Origin of the sequence: Paenibacillus sambharensis, from assembly GCF_003233845.1 — a bacterium.
GTDB lineage: Bacteria > Bacillota > Bacilli > Paenibacillales > Paenibacillaceae > Paenibacillus_I > Paenibacillus_I sambharensis.
In genome coordinates this window covers 16,738-32,643 of the sequence record NZ_QKRB01000058.1, presented here as the reverse complement: position 1 = coordinate 32,643, position 15,906 = coordinate 16,738, and the positions used below count along the sequence as shown (strand labels likewise).

The following is a 15,906-nucleotide window of genomic DNA, read 5'->3' as shown; positions in this document are numbered from 1 at the left end:
GTTGACTTATGGTCAGAAGAGAAGGAAGCATCGGCATTGGATTGCTGAATGGTGTAATGCTTTGTCTGCCTTTCTGGGCGGCTGTAATCAGCCTGATGGCAAGATAACCAACACTTCACTTAAGCAGCTGTTTTACAGCGGTTCTATATGATGAATAGCAACTATTATGGAAGACGGGAGGCTGCGGCCTCCCGTCTTTGTGTTTGCGGTACCGCTTAATGGTCGGACATGCCATCGGAAGGCCTGCTTGCGAAACGCAAGGAAATCGTGTAATCTAAAACTAATGTTATTAGTTTTTGTGGAAGGGTGAGGATAGATTATGAACGTTACCCGGTATGCGAGCGGTTTGCAGCTTTCCTTCATGCCCAGGCTGTTTCCTGTAAATTGTTACTTGGTTGAAGAAGCAGAGGACTGGACCTTGGTGGATTGCGCGCTTCCCTATTCGGCAGGAGGGATTATGAAGCAGGTAAGGCAATCGGGAAAACCGCTCCGCCGCATTGTGCTGACTCATGCGCATGATGATCATATTGGCGCGCTTGCAGCGCTGGTTCGGGAACTGGGCGACAGCGTCAAGGTGTATATATCCAGGCGCGATGCGCGGCTGCTCGCCGGTGACCGGACTCTGGACCTGCATGAAGCGCAGACGATGATACGGGGCGGGGTACCGAAGAAGGCGCCCGCTGTGCCGGATGTGCTTCTTGAGGATGGCGATTGGGTGGGAAGCCTGCGGGCAGTAGCTGCTCCGGGACATACACCAGGCTCAATGGCGTTCCTGGATACACGCTGCGGAACGCTGCTTGCCGGGGATGCATTCCAGACGCGTGCTGGCATTGCGGTATCCGGCAGCCTGAAGCTGCTGTTCCCGTTCCCGGCTATGGCCACATGGGATGTGTCTACAGCGCTTGTGAGCGCCAGAAGACTGACTGAATTGAAGCCTGAGCTTCTCGGTGTCGGGCATGGCCGGATGCTTCAGGAACCGGTGAAGGCGATGCAGTTAGCGATCAGGGAGCTTGAAGAGAAGCTGATGCGAAGAGCATCGCAGGTAAGGAGCTGATAAAGGATGACACCAAGGATTGGAATGGATAAGCAGATTATCGTGGCGGCTGCTGTAGAGATTGCGGATGCAGAAGGACTCGAGTCAGTAACACTGGCCCGGGTTGCGGAGAAGCTGGGGGTACGGTCACCGTCGTTATACAATCATATTAACGGGCTTCAGGAACTGCGGATGCAGCTTACCCTCCTGGCGCTCAACCGCCTGCAAGCAGCTATGGCAGATGCTGCGCAAGGGCATGCAGGAGAGGAAGGTCTTCGCCGGGTTAGCCGGGCCTACGTTAGCTTTGCGCGCATGCAGCCAGGTCTCTATGAGGCAGTACTGCGGTCTCCGGATCCCGCCGAGCAGCAGGTGGGGGAGGCTGCCAGTGCTATCGTCAAGCTTGTTCAGGAGCAGATGTCCTGCTTCGGGCTGGAGGGGGATGCGTCACTGCATGCAGTGCGGGGCTTCCGCAGCATGCTGCATGGTTTTGCGGAGCTGGAGAGGGCAGGAGGCTTCGGTCTTCCGCTTGATCTGAATAAGACGCTTGAGTTGATGATCGAGGCCTTCGGCAGAGGTTTGCCAGTATACAAAGAGGCACTCAACGGCTAACGAAGCAGGTGGAAAGCAAACGGTAGCAGCATCTGAATAAGGCCGGAGGCAGATTCATGCCCCCGGCTTCTTTTTGCAGTAATTTTCATGATGCCGAAGAATCTTCAGACTAACCTAACAAAATTTGCCGCCTTTCTTCATCGGCTTCATCTCCGTATCCTCGGCCAGCTTGTCCCCGAATTGGTCCAGTCGTCCTGGGCTTGAAGCAGGTCCGTTATTCTTGGGCTTATTGTTGCGTCCTGTCATCGTTATCACCTCCCGTGAACATAACTTGAACGAAGGCAGGCAATTTCATTCGCTTGGGTGAGCTCATGCATTTACTTGGCAGATAAGGGCAGGATAAGACAGATTAAGGGATGGGCGGGTGAGAAAAAATGCATTTTGTCATCGTATTGTTCTCCATATATGCTGTATGGCGCTGGGCTGACCTGAAGAACTGGCAGCTGTACCATCCAACCATGCTGTATATGGCGCTTGGCAATGCCATGTACAATTTTATATGTGCAGGCTATTTGCTGTGGGAGCTTCGTCCGGATTTTCTGCCTAACCATTCACTTACGGAATATATACATACGCTTATAACCTTCCCGGCAACCGCACTGCTGTTCCTAAGTAATTATCCCAAGGGGGGCGGCCGCTCCAAGATCGCTCTGCATTATCTGCTTTGGATAGGACTGTATGCCGGTACGGAGTGCTTTTTTACATTCACTAACTTAATCGCGTACAATCATGGCTGGAACCTGATGTGGTCCATCCTGTTCGACTGCATCATGTTTCCTATGCTGTGGCTTCATTCGCGATATCCGCTGGCCGCATATGCGTTGTCTATACCGATATCAACAATATTGATTATGATCTTTGATGTGCCGGTGCACCTGCCGATACCGCAGCGATGAAGGAGCGTGGTGTGTATCTTTAAGACGAAATCACTGCTAAAGAACTCCCTGTAATAATCTGCGGTTCTGAACTCTGTCAAACCTGATTAGCTTCTCCCCGATATCTGCCTGATTAGCCCTTTTTCATCTTCGTTACTGCCATTTGCTGCTGCGTAGATAGTAAAATTGAGTGCAGCAATTACAATCAATGTTGATAGAATAAGCGCAATCGATCTGAGTTTCATAGTCTATATTAGGCCTCCGGTTACAAATTGAGATAATAGAGGAACAGAGTCTCATTATCCAATAGACAACACAAGGGATGAATCAGTTTCCATTATGGTATTAAACACTGTTCGGTGACATTATAAAAATAGACACCATTTAGTGTCGTATCAACGGCAATTATATGCTGCATGTTAAGAGCTTCAGTGCGTTAACACCAAGCTCCATTACCTACGGATTTTAATTGCAGCACGCGAAACTTCTGAAATACAAGAAGGGATGTCCCTTCGCCATGTTCGATGACATTAGGACATCCCATATTCAGTAATGTATCCCGACATTATCGCAGCTACTGCGCTAGACGCGGGAACAGCAGGTTGTTTTCCAGGTGGATGTGAATGTACAGCTCAGCTTCAAGCTCTTGAAGCTTGCGGTAGGTCATGGCTACAGAGCGGCAGGCCTTCTCGGGGACTGCGTAGTTGTCCGTCAGCCCGCGGATCTCGCTCAGGATCTGGCTGGTCGTGCGGTTGTCCGCTTCGAATGCCGGGTGAAGGCGCACAATCCGCTCCAGCGCAGTGCTGCTGCGGGATGCTTCGTATTCGCGCACAAGCGGGAACAACTGCTCTTCCTCTGCTTCCATCTGCCGGCCCAGAAGCCCTTCCAGCTCGCCAATCCGCTCATGGACAGCCTCCATTGAAGGGTATCGCTCCCCGTGCTTGCGGACGATCTTGCCGGACAGCTCCACAAGCAGCGGCAGCTCGGATTTCAGGTAGCTATGATGCATGTCTGCGAGATAGGCGGTCAGCTCGGACAATCCGATCTCGTCCCACTCGGCGGCAGGCTCGGTCCAGCGGTTCCTGCACACCGACCGAAGCTCCTCCAGCAGCGTCTCTTCCGCTATGCCGGCGCTGCCTGCTGCTTCGGAGAGTGTCTTGCCGCCTCCGCAGCAGTAGCTGATTCCATAACGCTGGAACAATTCGACGGATGCCGGATATGCAGCCGCGACCTCCAGGACGGTAAGCTCGGACGCAATCATCGTAATCGCTTCCAACTTCTTGTCGAGCAGTTCCATATCGCGTTCAGTCAGCATCGTCTGTACCATCGGGAACAGCACGCGCTCTTCCTTGTCGAAGTGGTCTGTTATCAGCCGGAACGCTTCAATGGCCAGCTCGGCTGCGGGCAGCACAGCGGCAGGATTGCTGCTTGGCGTAGAGGCCATAACCTGCTCAGAGAACTTGGCTAATGCAGTACGGATTTGCCGATGCTCCTCTTCCATTGCTGTGATGGGCACGCTGTCTATACTCATATATTTGATTAGTACCGGAAATAAAATCTGATCCTCTTGATACGAATGGAATTCCCATTGTCTTGTGAAAGCCCGGACATGCCGGTATAGCTCACCTATTGCGGCCGTAACGTTAAGAGACCCTCTGCGCCCGCTATCCGGCATGCCAAGCACTGCAGCACTGGCAACCAGCCCGGCGATCTGCTCGCGCATCATGTCGTGTTCACGGATAAATGTGTCCAGTGTCCGGCCGTAGTAAAGGCCCTCGTGATCCAATCCGCTCGTAATCGCAACGTGATACGCCAGCGGTGGGTTTATCATGCTGTTTTTCTCTCCTTCCGGAAGATGATACCACCACTATACCGAAACTTATCCCGATTCAATGTGAGACTTATCACAATACGGGTAAAAGATAACATGGGTTTTTGAGGGCGGCTGCATTTCCGCTATAATAGCGGAAGGAGGAGATGAACCGATGGCCGAGCCTTTAAAAAATGAATACAGCCCGGACTTTGTCCGACGGTTGGCTAAGCTTGCTGCAGATGCAGAACCGGCGTTTGACGCGGCAGGATTTGAGCGAGCGGTGCTGGATGAAGCGTGGGGAACAATGGAGCTCAAAGCGCGCACCCGCCGTGTTTCCAGCCTGCTGGGGCAGTACCTGCCAGCCGATTATGACCGGGCGCTGGATATCTTGTATAAGATCGAGGGAGGGTTCCGCGGGCTTACGCATCTTATATTTCCCGATTTTGTAGAGCAGTATGGCCTTGCATCCGAGCATTGGGAGCGATCGATGGAGGCGCTGCAGAGGTTCACAAAGGGGTCGACAGCGGAATTCGCTGTCCGTCCGTTTCTCATCCGGGAACCGGAGCGGATGCTGCGCCAGATGGCGGTCTGGGCAGAGAATGAGAGTGAGCATGTGAGGCGCCTGGCAAGCGAAGGCTGCCGTCCCCGCTTGCCTTGGGCGCAGGCGCTGCCCGCCTTCAAGAAGGATCCGGCACCGCTGCTACCTATACTGGAGAAGCTGAGGCAGGATGAGTCGCTGTATGTGCGCAAGAGCGTGGCGAATAATTTGAATGACATTGCCAAGGATCATCCTGGGGTAGTTATTGAGACGGCCAGACGGTGGCAGGGGATCCATCCGCATACGGACTGGATCATCCGTCACGGCTGCCGGACGCTTATCCGTGCTGCGGATCCTGACATCATGAGCCTGTTCGGTTATGCGGACAGCGAAGAGGGCGGGCCGCTCGCCGACGTGCTTGCGTGGCAGGTAACGCCTGAACGGATTGCTATTGGAGGACAGACCGGGCTTTCCTACCGGCTGCGGGTGCGTGAAGGTGAGTCCGTACGGCTGCGAATCGAGTACGGTATTTATTTTGTGAAAGCCAGCGGAAAGACATCCCGGAAGCTGTTCCTGCTCACGGATAAAACATCTCCAGGCGGTTCGATGATAGAGGGCGCAAGAACGCACCGCTGGGCAGACCTCTCGACGCGAAAGCACTATCCGGGCGAACACAGAGTGGTGCTGGTCATTAACGGGCGGGAGACGGCCAGCGCACTGCTTCAGCTGGGGACGGGGGAAGACTTGCTACATAACCAATAAGCCAATCTTTACAGAAGGGAGTGCGGAATATGACAATCGGAGCCAGGGTGCTGAAGACAGGGGTCGCTGTTGCGCTGGCGATATTCGTGAGCGGACTGTTTCATTTTCCGTCTCCAATCATAGCAGCGGTCGCAGCCATATTTACGATACAGCCATCGATCTACCGGTCCTGGAAGCAGGTGCTGGACCAGGTGCAGTCCAATGTGCTGGGCGCGATCATTGCGCTGGCGTCTGTACAGGTGCTGGGCAGTACGCCAATATCGGTCGGGCTGGTATGTATTGCAGTCATTTTACTTAATATAAAGCTGAAGATGGAGAGTGCGATCGGCCTTACGCTCGTAACCGTCGTGGCCGTTATGGAAGCGAACTCGGAGGGCTGGGATTATGCGCTGGGACGCTTCCTGATGGTCATGGCGGGTATGGGATGTGCTTTCTTCGTCAATGTGCTGCTCTTTCCGCCCCGCCCCAAGAAGCAGTTCATCGATCAAATCCGGGAGGCATACGGACAGCTGTCGCTTCTGCTGCGGACGGCGATCTCCAACGAAATTAAGGAGCAGGTGCATAAGGAAGAGAAGGACCGGCTGAACGGAACGCTGCGGAAGCTCGATGAACGGTATTCGCTGTTTGAGGAGGAGCGCTCGGTACGGCCGGAGAACAAGCATGAACGCGCCAGGCAGCTGCTGCTGTCGAAGCAGATGATCAAGGCTCTGCGCAAAGGGGAAGACCTGCTGGATGCGATCGAAGAGCATTATTTCTCGGCGCCGGGAGCAGAGGAGTGGTCATTACGCTTCGATGAGCGGTTGGAGGAGCTCACGAAGTATCATGAGCAAATTTTGCTTAAATCCGAAGGCAAGCTGAAGAACAGCGCACAGATTGAGCCGGAGGAAGGGCGTGAAGGGCTCTTCGTGAGCGAGCTGACGCATTATGTCAGCGCGAATCCGGACGGCCATAAGAGGCTGATCTTCGTCGCCACGGCCTTGTTCGAATATGCTTATCAGCTGCGGCGGCTCGACAAGCTGGTGAATCAGATTGAGGAACGCAAGGAACATTAACTGTACGAGCAGCAGGTAATGCTGCGGACTGCCGGATTGCAGCCCTTCATGAATACAGCCCCGCTGCCTTTCCTAGTGTGGAAGGGCGGCGGGGCTTGCTTGTCAGAAGTATGAAACGATCAGTGATCTGTACCTTCTACAAATTGCTTCGGTGTAGCGATGAACCCCTTCTTGTCCTCGTTTTCATTCTTGGCAACAAGCCGCGGGTCCGTACGGCCGTCATGATGGTTATCGAATGCGTATTCGACGAGCTTCCATTCGGTCGGTCCAATTGTCAAATCAGAGGGAAAATGCTGCCCGCGGTGAAGATGCTCCTCCCGGCCGGCCTCGTTCATATAAACGCCGTCAACCTCGACCATTTCGCCGGACATTGGCAGCATATCCTGGTTGTCCTTCTGAACCTTGTTCATTGCGCTGGCCTCCTTGGTAGTCATGATACAAGCGGATGATAACCGGTCTTCGCTTCCGGACTACAGGCCGTGCTTGGGATAAGCTGCCTGATCCGCTTCAGACTGCATACGGGAAGCCTTGTCCTTGCCGACGCCTGTCCGATCCGCCTTGGATTGGACTTGCGCCGCCCTTCGCTGCTTATGTGACGGTTGTTCGCCAGACATGACAGGTCACTCCTTTCACCAGTCTTCCCGGTTAAGTGTGCCTCAAGGTCCCGCATCTTATGTCTGGCTCAAGCTTCCTGTGAGATACGAAGCGGGCAGATGCTTATCCGCTATTGATAACGTGCCTCCAGCCGCTTGCCGCCGAACCACATGATGGCTATAGTGGCAAGTGCAATGACGATGCGCCAAGGTTCACTAGCCAGATCAGTGATGTCGAAGCTGAGCAGTGATATGGAGAACACCATGACAGCCTTGCCCATCAGAATGGCAATCATGAAGGTATGGAATTTCACTGTACTGAGCCCGGCCGCGAGATTAATCAGGAACGAAGGCGAGAACGGGAAGCAGGCCAGCAGGAAGATAGGCGTGAAGCCCTTGCGCTCAATCCAGTGGAAGAAGCGGGAAGTCGCCGGATAACGCTTCTGCAGCCAGCTGCCAAACCGGCCGCCAACCTTGCGTGCCAGCAGGAACATCAGGATCGAACCGGCCGATACGCCGCCCCACGACAGCAGGAAGCCGAGCCATAGCCCGTACACATTGGCATTCACCGCCACGAACAGCAGCAGCGGGAGGAATGGCAAGAACGCCTCCAGCAGCGGAAGAAGAAGGCCCGGCAGGGGTCCAAAAGCGGAATAACTCTCGATGGTTTGCTGCAGCTGCTCTTTATCGAGCTGTTTCAATTCCTGCAGCCATTGTTGGATGTCGATCATGTTCACCAGCTTTTTCGATAAAAATTGTGATAGTTATTATTGTATTCATAATAAAGCCTGACGGCAATGCCGTCAGGATACGCTGCGCTTGTCTTCTCCGCCGGTAAACAGGCTGGCGGGGAACAGGATGTAGAACACCCCGATTATTGCGAACAGCAGGGCGCTGATCCAGACGACATTGGATTCGTTCTGCAGCTGGGCAATTACGCCGCCGGCCACAGGTCCGACCATGACGCCGATGCCTTCCACCGTGGAAAATATCCCCCACCCTAGCCCCTGCTGTGCAGGCGGTACATAGGCGGCCAGCAGGGCATTCCAGGCGGGCAGCACGGCTGCGTATGATATGCCGAGCACGGCAGCGAGCACAACGCACTGCCATAGAGGCGGGGTCGTAGCCAGGAATCCCAGTGACAAGGCGAAGATTGAGAATCCGCCAACCAGAAACCACTTGCGTCCGCCAATCCGGTCCGTTAAGCGGCCCATCGGCATGAGGGCCAGAATCGTGCAGGCTCCTCCGGCAACGAGCAGGATGGAATATTGGGAATTGTTAATCCCAAGCTGCTTCTCGGCGAAGCTCGGAAGGATCGGCACGAGCATCGCGGCTCCTGTCGTCTGGAGAATCATGCCGGGCAGAAGCAGCCGCATGCGGGACAGTTTCTCGCGGAGAATTGCGAGCTGCTCGCTGAATGGAATCGTTGCGACACGGCGTTCCTGCCTGTTGCTGATGAACAGCGACAGCACCCAAGCGACCAGAGACAGGCCAACGAGCAGGTAGAATGTCAGCCGCGGACTGTAATCCAGCAGCAGGTTGGAGCAGATTGGGCCGGCGCCAAGGCCGATGAACCAGATTGTATACAGATAGCCCATCTGGGTGGCCCGGCGCTCCTCGGTTACTTTGGTCAAGCAGACAATCCAGATCGGCGATATGCCGATGCCGTAAATAGCCGCTGCCATGATGAACATCCAAGGATATTCGGCAAAGCCCAGCAGGACAACGCCGAGCAGCGATATAAGCAGTCCAACATGGACAACGGTTCGTACCGACATCCGGTCGAGCAGCCAGCCGATCAGAATCTTAAGAATGGTGTCGGTCAAATAATGCGCGGTTATGGCCACGCCGATAATATCAAGCGACAGGCCCAGCGATTTCTCGCCATAGATGGGAATGAAGCTGATTGCGACAGCGCCTCTTACAAATTCAATAAAGAAGAGAATGATCGAAAACAGAATAATTTCCGGACCGAATGCGATGCTACGTTTGAATGCCACCAGGCTTACCCCTTTGTAATCGGAATAACCGTTTCCGTTGCTTCGGAGACGGTGGAGACGAGATTCCCCGGTCTTCGAAGGCTTGAAGAGTTTCGAGGAAATCAGTTACGATCGTCTCCGCCGCCTGCTGCTTCTGCAGGGCGGCTAAAGCTTGCTTACTGGTATGTAGACGATCAGGCTGGCGAATTAGTTTCACAATTTCTTCCACCAGCTCCTGCGGCCGGCTGCAGACAACCGCCGCTTTCATGCGTGCCAGGTACTCGGCATTGCGTCTTTCCTGGCCGGGAACAGGCCGGTACAGGAATATGGGAAGCCCCGCCGCAAGCCCCTCTGCCAGAGTTAAGCCGCCTGGCTTGGTGACCAGGCAGGTGGAAATCGCCATCAGCTCGTGAATCCGGTCGACGAAATCGAAGATGCGCAGCCGGGAACCATAACCCTCATTGTCGAGGGATTGCCTGACTGATCTGGCCAGGACCGCATTACGTCCGCAGACAAGCGCAACCGAAAGCCCGGGATGCTGGAGAAGCCGGCGGCACAAGGAAGCCACATCCGGCATGACGCCCTGGGCGCCCGCCATGATTAGCACGATGGGTTCGTTCTCTGTGAAGCCGAAGCGCTCCCGGTACTCGGGGAGAGGCTCTATATAATCGAAGCCGCTTTTGAGCGGAATGCCGCTGGCGCAAATCTGGTCAGCAGCCACGCCCCGGTCGATAGCTTCCTGCTTAAGGTCATCGGTGGGCACGTATAGACGGTCAATGCCGGGATGAATCCAGCGGCCGTGCAGATCAAAGTCCGTCAGGACAGCACAGCTTGGTATTTTCCGGGAATCGGCCTTCGTACGAAGAGTCGGCATGACGAACATGGGGAATGTATGTATGACAGCATCAGGACGTTCCCTCTCGAGCAGCCGTCTCATTGTGGAACGGCCGAAGGAATGGAGCCAGTCGCCAAACAGTGAGTTATGGCGCATATCTCGCGTCGTATCATAGACCCAGCCGTACAAGCCCGGCAGCAGGGTGAAGCTCTTCATATAGAAGCTGCGGGTAAATGCGCTGATCCACGGATGAGCTTCGGCCATCAGATCGACCATGACCGTCTGCTTAATGCCGCGGTCTTCAAGAGCGGCTTGCAGCGCACGTGCCGCCTGCAGGTGTCCCTCCCCATAGGAAGCATACACCAGCATTACCTTCTTGCCCGTGAATGATTGTGTACGATTTAGGTTTGACAAGGACATGGAAAGACACACCTCCCGCTCGTAGTTTAAATCAGAAATGTCATCAGAGTATGAACACCGTATGGAACCTTTGTAAGTAATGCCCAAGCTTGTTATACTACTATTAACCCCGTAAACAGGAGTTCACAAACGGCTTTCAACAAAAAAGGAGGTCTATTTTTATATGAAATTCACATATCTCGGAAAATCGGGTCTGCGAGTCAGCAGGCTTTGCCTTGGAACTATGAATTTTGGTGTGGATACAGAGGAAAAGGACGCCTTCCGCATTATGGATGCGGCGCTTGACGCAGGCATTAATTTCTTTGATACTGCAAACGTTTACGGCTGGGGAGAAAACGCCGGCCGCACGGAAGAAATTATCGGCCGCTGGTTCGCCCAAGGGGGCGGACGCCGGGAGAAGACTGTTATTGCAACTAAATTCTATGGGGACATGAGTGACCCGTATGACGGTCCCAATAGAGAAGGCGGACTGTCCGCTTACAAGCTTCGCCGGCATCTGGAGGGCTCGCTTCGTCGCCTGCAGACCGATCATATTGAGCTGTATCAGATGCATCATATAGACCGCAATGTCAACTGGGATGAGCTGTGGGGCGGATTTGAGACGGCGGTGCTTCAGGGGAAAATCGGATATGTCGGCTCCAGTAATTTTGCCGGCTGGGATATTGCGGTTGCACAGGGTGAAGCGAAGCGCCGCGGCTTCCTGGGACTGATCTCCGAGCAGCACAAGTACAACCTGCTGTGCCGTCTGCCTGAGCTTGAAGTGCTGCCGGCCGCGCAGTCGTTTGGCCTCGGCATTATCCCGTGGAGCCCGCTCGACGGCGGCCTGCTGGGCGGCAATGCCCTGCGCGGCGGCTCGGGCAAACGCAGCGGCGATACGAGCCGGGTCGAGAAGCACAGAGCACAGCTTGAAGCGTATGCGGAGCTGTGCAAGGAGCTGGGGGAAGGCGAAGACGTCGTATCGCTGGCATGGCTGCTTGCGAATCCGGCGGTAACCGCGCCGATTATCGGCGTGCGTACAGCGGAGCAGTTCGAGCGCTCGCTGCGCGCGCTGGAACTGCAGCTGGACGAGGGCGCGCTGAAGCGCCTGGACGAGATTTTCCCCGGACCGGGCGGAGATGCGCCTCGCGCTTATGCGTGGTAAGAGGTGGCTGAAGGCAGCGTGAGGCAGCACGTTTATGGAGCGCGCGGGAAGCAGGGTTACAAGCTGCCGGTAGGCTGCTGGCTGCTGGATGCTGGAGGCACTGCCAAGTGCTGAAGGGAGCAGGCTGCAGCGAAGTGAAGCGGATGCAGAAGCAGAAGCTGCTCGGTGCAGCGCAAGCGTGCGGAAGCAGGCCGAGGCAGCACGGGCAGTGCAAGCGTGCGGAAGCAGGCCGAGGCAGCACGGGCAGCGCAAGCGTGCGAAGCAGGCCGGGCAGCACGGGCAGCGCAAGCATGCGGAAGCAGGCCAGGCAGCACGGGCAGCGCAAGCGTGCGAAGCAGGCCGAGGCAGCACGGGCAGCGCAAGCATGCGAAGCAGGCCGAGGCAGCACGGAGCAGCGCAAGCGTGCAGATATAGGCAGAAGTTGCTCGGAGCAGCTCGAGATAGCGAAAGAAAACGAAAAGCCTGTGATTGTGCAGGCTTTTTCTTCTGTCCGGTCTCAAATGGGTTGAAAGCCTGCAAATCTGCAGGAATTTCAACCGAAATAGCGATTAGAACAATAGGACTCTGAAAATACCTGCACTTTTGCAGGTATTTAACTACGGGTATGAAGTGTGGGAGTAAAGCCTGCACTTTTGCAGGTTTTTTGGCCGGGGTAACGTAGAGCCCACAATAGAGCCCGAATTGGACAGCGCGGTATGCAGCAAGTGATAAGCGGACACGAGTCTTGCAAGGTGCAGCAGCGGTGGGGTGGAAGCGGAAGCAGATTTGCTGGTAAGGTGTTACTGTACATTGAACAGGAGTGCCGGGCGAGTGTACAGGCTTGAACAAAGATTAGTTGCAGGGGCAGCGGGGAGCGGTAGGAGGCAGGGTTTGAGCGAGTCAACGGGCAGGGACGAAAGTACGACAACACGACAGCCCAACAGCACAACAGCCAGCAGCACGCCAACACGGCAGCCCAACAGCACAACAGCCAGCAGTACGACAACACGACAGCCCAACAGCCCAACAGCCAGCAGTACGACAACACGACAGCCCAACAGCCCAACAGCCAGCAACACGCCAACACGGCAGCCCAACAGCCCAACAGCCAGCAGCACGATAACACAACAGTACAGCAGCACAACAGCCCAACAGCCCAACAGCCCAACAGCCCAACAGCACATCAAACGCTAACAAAAAACGAGCAAGGGAGCTCAAGCGGACGCGATGCGTCTGTGGACTCCCTTCTTATTTTCCGCCGGTCAGATCAGCAGATTGAACAGGAACGAATCCTTGTTCAGTTCTTGGAACTGCAGTCCTTTGCTGCGCATGCGCGCCATTAACGGCTCGTAGTCTTCCTTGTGCTTGAGCTCCAGGCCGACGAGAGCGGGACCGTTGTCCTTATTGTGCTTCTTCGTATACTCAAACCGGGTGATGTCGTCATGTGGTCCGAGCACATCGTCGAGAAACTCGCGCAGAGCGCCTGCCCGCTGCGGGAAATTGATCATAAAATAATGCTTCAATCCCTCGTGAATAAGCGACTTCTCCTTGATTTCCTGCATCCGGTCGACATCGTTGTTGCCGCCGCTGACCACGCAGATAACCGTCTTACCCTTGATCTGTTCACGATACTGCTCCAGCGCTGAGATGGTGAGCGCGCCCGCAGGCTCGGCCACAATAGCGCTGGCATTATAGAGCTCGAGAATGGTGGTGCAGACCTGGCCTTCCGGCACAGCGACGATATCATCCAGGAATTCCTTGCAGAGTTCAAAGGTGAGGTCCCCAACCCGCTTAACGGCGGCGCCATCCACGAATTTCTCGATCTGCTCCAATGGTGTCACGATGCCGGCTTCCAGTGAGGCTTTCATCGACTGGGCACCTTCAGGCTCAACGCCGATCAGGCGGGTGGAGGGGGCGACATTTTTCACATAGGCTCCAACCCCGGCTGCCAGACCGCCGCCGCCGATCGTTACGAACAGGTAGTCGGGCAGCGTGTCCGCATCTTCAATCAGCTCGAGCCCGATGGTGCCGTTGCCTGCAATGATCTTCGGGTCATCGAACGGATGGATGAAGGTCATGCCTTGCTTTCTGCTCACCGCAATCGCCGCTGTATACGCATCGTCATAGGTGTCGCCGACCAAGACGACTTCAACCTGCTCACCGCCGAAAAATTTTACCTGACTGACCTTCTGGCGAGGAGTGGTGCTTGGCATGAAGATTTTCCCTGGTACGCCAAGCGTCTGGCAGGAATAGGCAACCCCCTGTGCGTGATTGCCGGCGCTTGCGCATACAACTCCCTTCGCGAGCTCCTCAGGCTGCAGGCTGTGCATCTTATGGAAGGCTCCGCGGATTTTGAACGACCGGACAACCTGCAAATCCTCTCTCTTCAGATATACCTGACAGGCATAGCGCTCGGACAGCGCTCTGCTGTGCTGCAAGGGCGTCCGTACGACGACCTCCTTCAACTGATGCTGGGCCATTACGATATCGCCGAGTCCGACTCCATCCCGGATGTGGGTTTGCTCCTTTTGCTCCTGATCCTTCATTCTGTTCTCTCCTCTCTCGACCTCTTGCAGGTCCTAACCAAACCTGACCCTATCTTAAAAAAGCAGCTGTTGCCGCTTGAAAAATCACCCGTATGGGTTTGAAAATCCCGTGCGACAAGGGTTATTGCGGGTTGATGCCCTGGCTCAACACAAAAAAATCCCGTCCAAAGGGACGAGATTGACTCGCGGTACCACCCTAGTTCCGTATGCTTGCAGGCACGGCCTGACAGGCTGGCTTCGCAGGTTATACGGCTCCTCATGTAACGTATTGGAACGTCTTCCCCTCTAACGGTGGATGGCCGTCCGGACTTGCCGCTGAACGTGAACGTTCGTCACCTGCAGTCAGCTGGAGTGGGCCCGGATTCTCGGAGATGATATAGCATCAGAAGCTAAGATCGGCTTTCAGCGGTTGTGCCGACTCTCTGGGCGAAGCGTTGCTGATGTACCTGTTCTCTTCACTGAATCATTATTTAACAGATTACTGAGATTAGTATTGTTATACCGCTGGCGCGTTCAAATGTCAACCGCAGGCGCCCCCTGACTAAAGGCCCGACTAACAAAAAAATGACAGTCGGAAGCTGTCGAACTATGATAAAATAGAGGAATAAGAAACCTTTGGGAAGGGACTGGCGGATGAGACGGCAGCGCAGCGGGGAAGAAGGCTTCACCCTTATCGAAATCATGCTATCAGTGGTCATATTATCCATCGTCGGGTTGACGATGACAGGCTTTTTTGTCCAGTCGCTGGCCAATGCCAAGGGGAATCAGAGCAAGACGGTAATGGTCAATCTGGCGCGCAATGCGCTGTTCTATATTGAGAAGCAGAGCTACGACAAGCTGGCTGGGCATTTTGACCTGCGTGATGAGGCGGATGATCATCCTTCGCTGACATCAAGGCTGTGCCGTCCTGCCGCATGCAGTGCTTATTCGGATCTTGTCGGCCATTCCGAGGTGCTGGCAGCGGTGCTGAATCCGACGGTTAACGGGATTACCTACCAGATTACGATTGAGTACCAGGACAGTCTGCATGAGCAAATGCGGGCTTCGGCGGACAGAAAAGCCATTGCGCCTTATCTGATCCCTGTGAAGGTCACGGTCAAGAATGCGGCAGAGCCGGCTAACAAGCGCGGCTGGACTGAGGTGGAGGGTTATATTACCGATGAAGCGATACGTTAACAGAGCGGCCGATGAGCGGGGTTTTACATTAATTGAGCTGATCGCGTCGCTAACGCTGTTGTCGGTTGTACTCGGTGTCATATACGGTTCCATTACCTTTGGAATCAATGCGTATAACAAGATCAGCATCGAAAATTCGCTTCGCGATGAAGGGGATTTGATCATGTCCTCCATTATGACGGAGCTGTATACATTTGGTCCGGATGAGCTGGAGCAGCTCGATGCAGGCGGAACGAAGGTCGTGCTGCGGTTGAATGAGGAGCGAGAGAAGGTGGAACACCAGGTGTATATCGCTCGCAATACGGAAAATAAGGGGGCGCTGTTCATCGGGGATGCGAACGTGCGCCGGGAAATTCCGGTCCAGGCTGAAGTCGTTCCGGTATCAGCTGAGGAGCCGGGGGGCTCCAGCATCAAGCTGAGCTGCCCGCAGGGGAACGCCTGCAGCAGCGGACTGCTGGAAATCAGGCTGCTCCTGCGTCATATGTATGGGGATGAGCCTATGGAGCTGGAGCTGGTCAGCAAATTCGGTTTTTAGGGAGAGCGGGGGACAAGCTG

General features: G+C 54.9%; 17 protein-coding genes. 9 read left to right on the top strand and 8 right to left on the bottom strand.

What is annotated here, in order from left to right; translation table 11 throughout:
• The first annotated feature begins 319 nt into the window (after positions 1–319).
• Positions 320–1,054: an MBL fold metallo-hydrolase gene (locus DNH61_RS24270; RefSeq protein ID WP_111149485.1), complete on the top strand. Its 735-nt coding sequence runs from the start codon at positions 320–322 to the stop codon at positions 1,052–1,054.
• A gap of 6 nt (positions 1,055–1,060) precedes the next feature.
• On the top strand, positions 1,061–1,642 hold the full coding sequence (locus DNH61_RS24265) for a TetR/AcrR family transcriptional regulator (RefSeq protein WP_111149483.1): 582 nt from the start codon (positions 1,061–1,063) through the stop codon (positions 1,640–1,642).
• Between the two features lie 114 nt (positions 1,643–1,756).
• Here the strand turns inward: DNH61_RS24265 and DNH61_RS27075 are convergent, their stop codons facing one another.
• Positions 1,757–1,888 carry a hypothetical protein gene (locus tag DNH61_RS27075; protein WP_281272433.1) on the bottom strand — a complete coding sequence of 44 codons (132 nt, stop codon included), beginning with the start codon at positions 1,886–1,888 and terminating at the stop codon, positions 1,757–1,759.
• Between the two features lie 128 nt (positions 1,889–2,016).
• Between DNH61_RS27075 and DNH61_RS24260 the strand changes: the two genes are divergently transcribed.
• Positions 2,017–2,538 carry a CBO0543 family protein gene (locus DNH61_RS24260; protein ID WP_111149481.1) on the top strand — a complete coding sequence of 174 codons (522 nt, stop codon included), beginning with the start codon at positions 2,017–2,019 and terminating at the stop codon, positions 2,536–2,538.
• Positions 2,539–3,091: 553 nt separating this feature from the next.
• On the opposite strand, the gene DNH61_RS24255 is transcribed toward DNH61_RS24260, so the two are convergent.
• Positions 3,092–4,348 carry a DUF542 domain-containing protein gene (locus tag DNH61_RS24255; protein WP_111149479.1) on the bottom strand — a complete coding sequence of 419 codons (1,257 nt, stop codon included), beginning with the start codon at positions 4,346–4,348 and terminating at the stop codon, positions 3,092–3,094.
• Positions 4,349–4,502: 154 nt separating this feature from the next.
• On the opposite strand from DNH61_RS24255, the gene DNH61_RS24250 reads away from it, so the two are divergent.
• Positions 4,503–5,630 (top strand): DNA alkylation repair protein, encoded by a 1,128-nt coding sequence (locus DNH61_RS24250; RefSeq protein ID WP_111149477.1) that lies wholly within the window; start codon positions 4,503–4,505, stop codon positions 5,628–5,630.
• 29 nt (positions 5,631–5,659) lie between these two features.
• The gene (locus DNH61_RS24245; RefSeq protein WP_111149475.1) at positions 5,660–6,682 is read left to right on the top strand and encodes an aromatic acid exporter family protein; all 1,023 of its coding nucleotides are present in this window, start codon (positions 5,660–5,662) and stop codon (positions 6,680–6,682) included.
• Between the two features lie 119 nt (positions 6,683–6,801).
• Here DNH61_RS24245 and DNH61_RS24240 read toward each other — a convergent pair whose 3' ends face one another.
• From DNH61_RS24240 to DNH61_RS24225, 5 genes are all read right to left on the bottom strand, one after another.
• Entirely contained in the window at positions 6,802–7,092 is a 291-nt protein-coding gene (locus DNH61_RS24240) for a transposase (protein WP_111149474.1), read from the bottom strand.
• Positions 7,093–7,152: 60 nt separating this feature from the next.
• Complete coding sequence (locus DNH61_RS26540; RefSeq protein ID WP_181438853.1) at positions 7,153–7,296, bottom strand: hypothetical protein; 144 nt, start codon at positions 7,294–7,296, stop codon at positions 7,153–7,155.
• A 110-nt stretch (positions 7,297–7,406) separates the two neighbouring features.
• On the bottom strand, positions 7,407–8,006 hold the full coding sequence (locus tag DNH61_RS24235) for a TVP38/TMEM64 family protein (RefSeq protein ID WP_111149472.1): 600 nt from the start codon (positions 8,004–8,006) through the stop codon (positions 7,407–7,409).
• Between the two features lie 72 nt (positions 8,007–8,078).
• On the bottom strand, positions 8,079–9,275 hold the full coding sequence (locus tag DNH61_RS24230; RefSeq protein WP_111149470.1) for an MFS transporter: 1,197 nt from the start codon (positions 9,273–9,275) through the stop codon (positions 8,079–8,081).
• Entirely contained in the window at positions 9,259–10,509 is a 1,251-nt protein-coding gene (locus DNH61_RS24225; protein ID WP_111149468.1) for an MGDG synthase family glycosyltransferase, read from the bottom strand. The genes DNH61_RS24230 and DNH61_RS24225 overlap by 17 nt, the downstream gene beginning before the upstream one ends.
• A 163-nt stretch (positions 10,510–10,672) precedes the next feature.
• Here DNH61_RS24225 and DNH61_RS24220 point away from each other — a divergent pair, with 163 nt between their 5' ends.
• Positions 10,673–11,650 carry an aldo/keto reductase gene (locus tag DNH61_RS24220; protein ID WP_111149466.1) on the top strand — a complete coding sequence of 326 codons (978 nt, stop codon included), beginning with the start codon at positions 10,673–10,675 and terminating at the stop codon, positions 11,648–11,650.
• 107 nt (positions 11,651–11,757) lie between these two features.
• A complete protein-coding gene (locus DNH61_RS24215; protein WP_111149464.1) occupies positions 11,758–12,159 on the top strand; it encodes a hypothetical protein in 402 nt (133 codons plus the stop codon).
• A gap of 732 nt (positions 12,160–12,891) precedes the next feature.
• Here the strand turns inward: DNH61_RS24215 and ilvA are convergent.
• A complete protein-coding gene (gene ilvA / locus DNH61_RS24205) occupies positions 12,892–14,175 on the bottom strand; it encodes a threonine ammonia-lyase IlvA (protein WP_111149462.1) in 1,284 nt (427 codons plus the stop codon).
• A 633-nt stretch (positions 14,176–14,808) separates the two neighbouring features.
• Between ilvA and DNH61_RS24200 the strand changes: the two genes are divergently transcribed.
• Positions 14,809–15,351, top strand: coding sequence for a PulJ/GspJ family protein (locus tag DNH61_RS24200; RefSeq protein ID WP_111149460.1), 543 nt, complete (start codon positions 14,809–14,811; stop codon positions 15,349–15,351).
• The gene (locus DNH61_RS24195) at positions 15,335–15,886 is read left to right on the top strand and encodes a type II secretion system protein (protein WP_181438852.1); all 552 of its coding nucleotides are present in this window, start codon (positions 15,335–15,337) and stop codon (positions 15,884–15,886) included. Before DNH61_RS24200 ends, DNH61_RS24195 begins: the two co-directional genes overlap by 17 nt.
• The last annotated feature ends 20 nt before the right edge of the window (positions 15,887–15,906 follow it).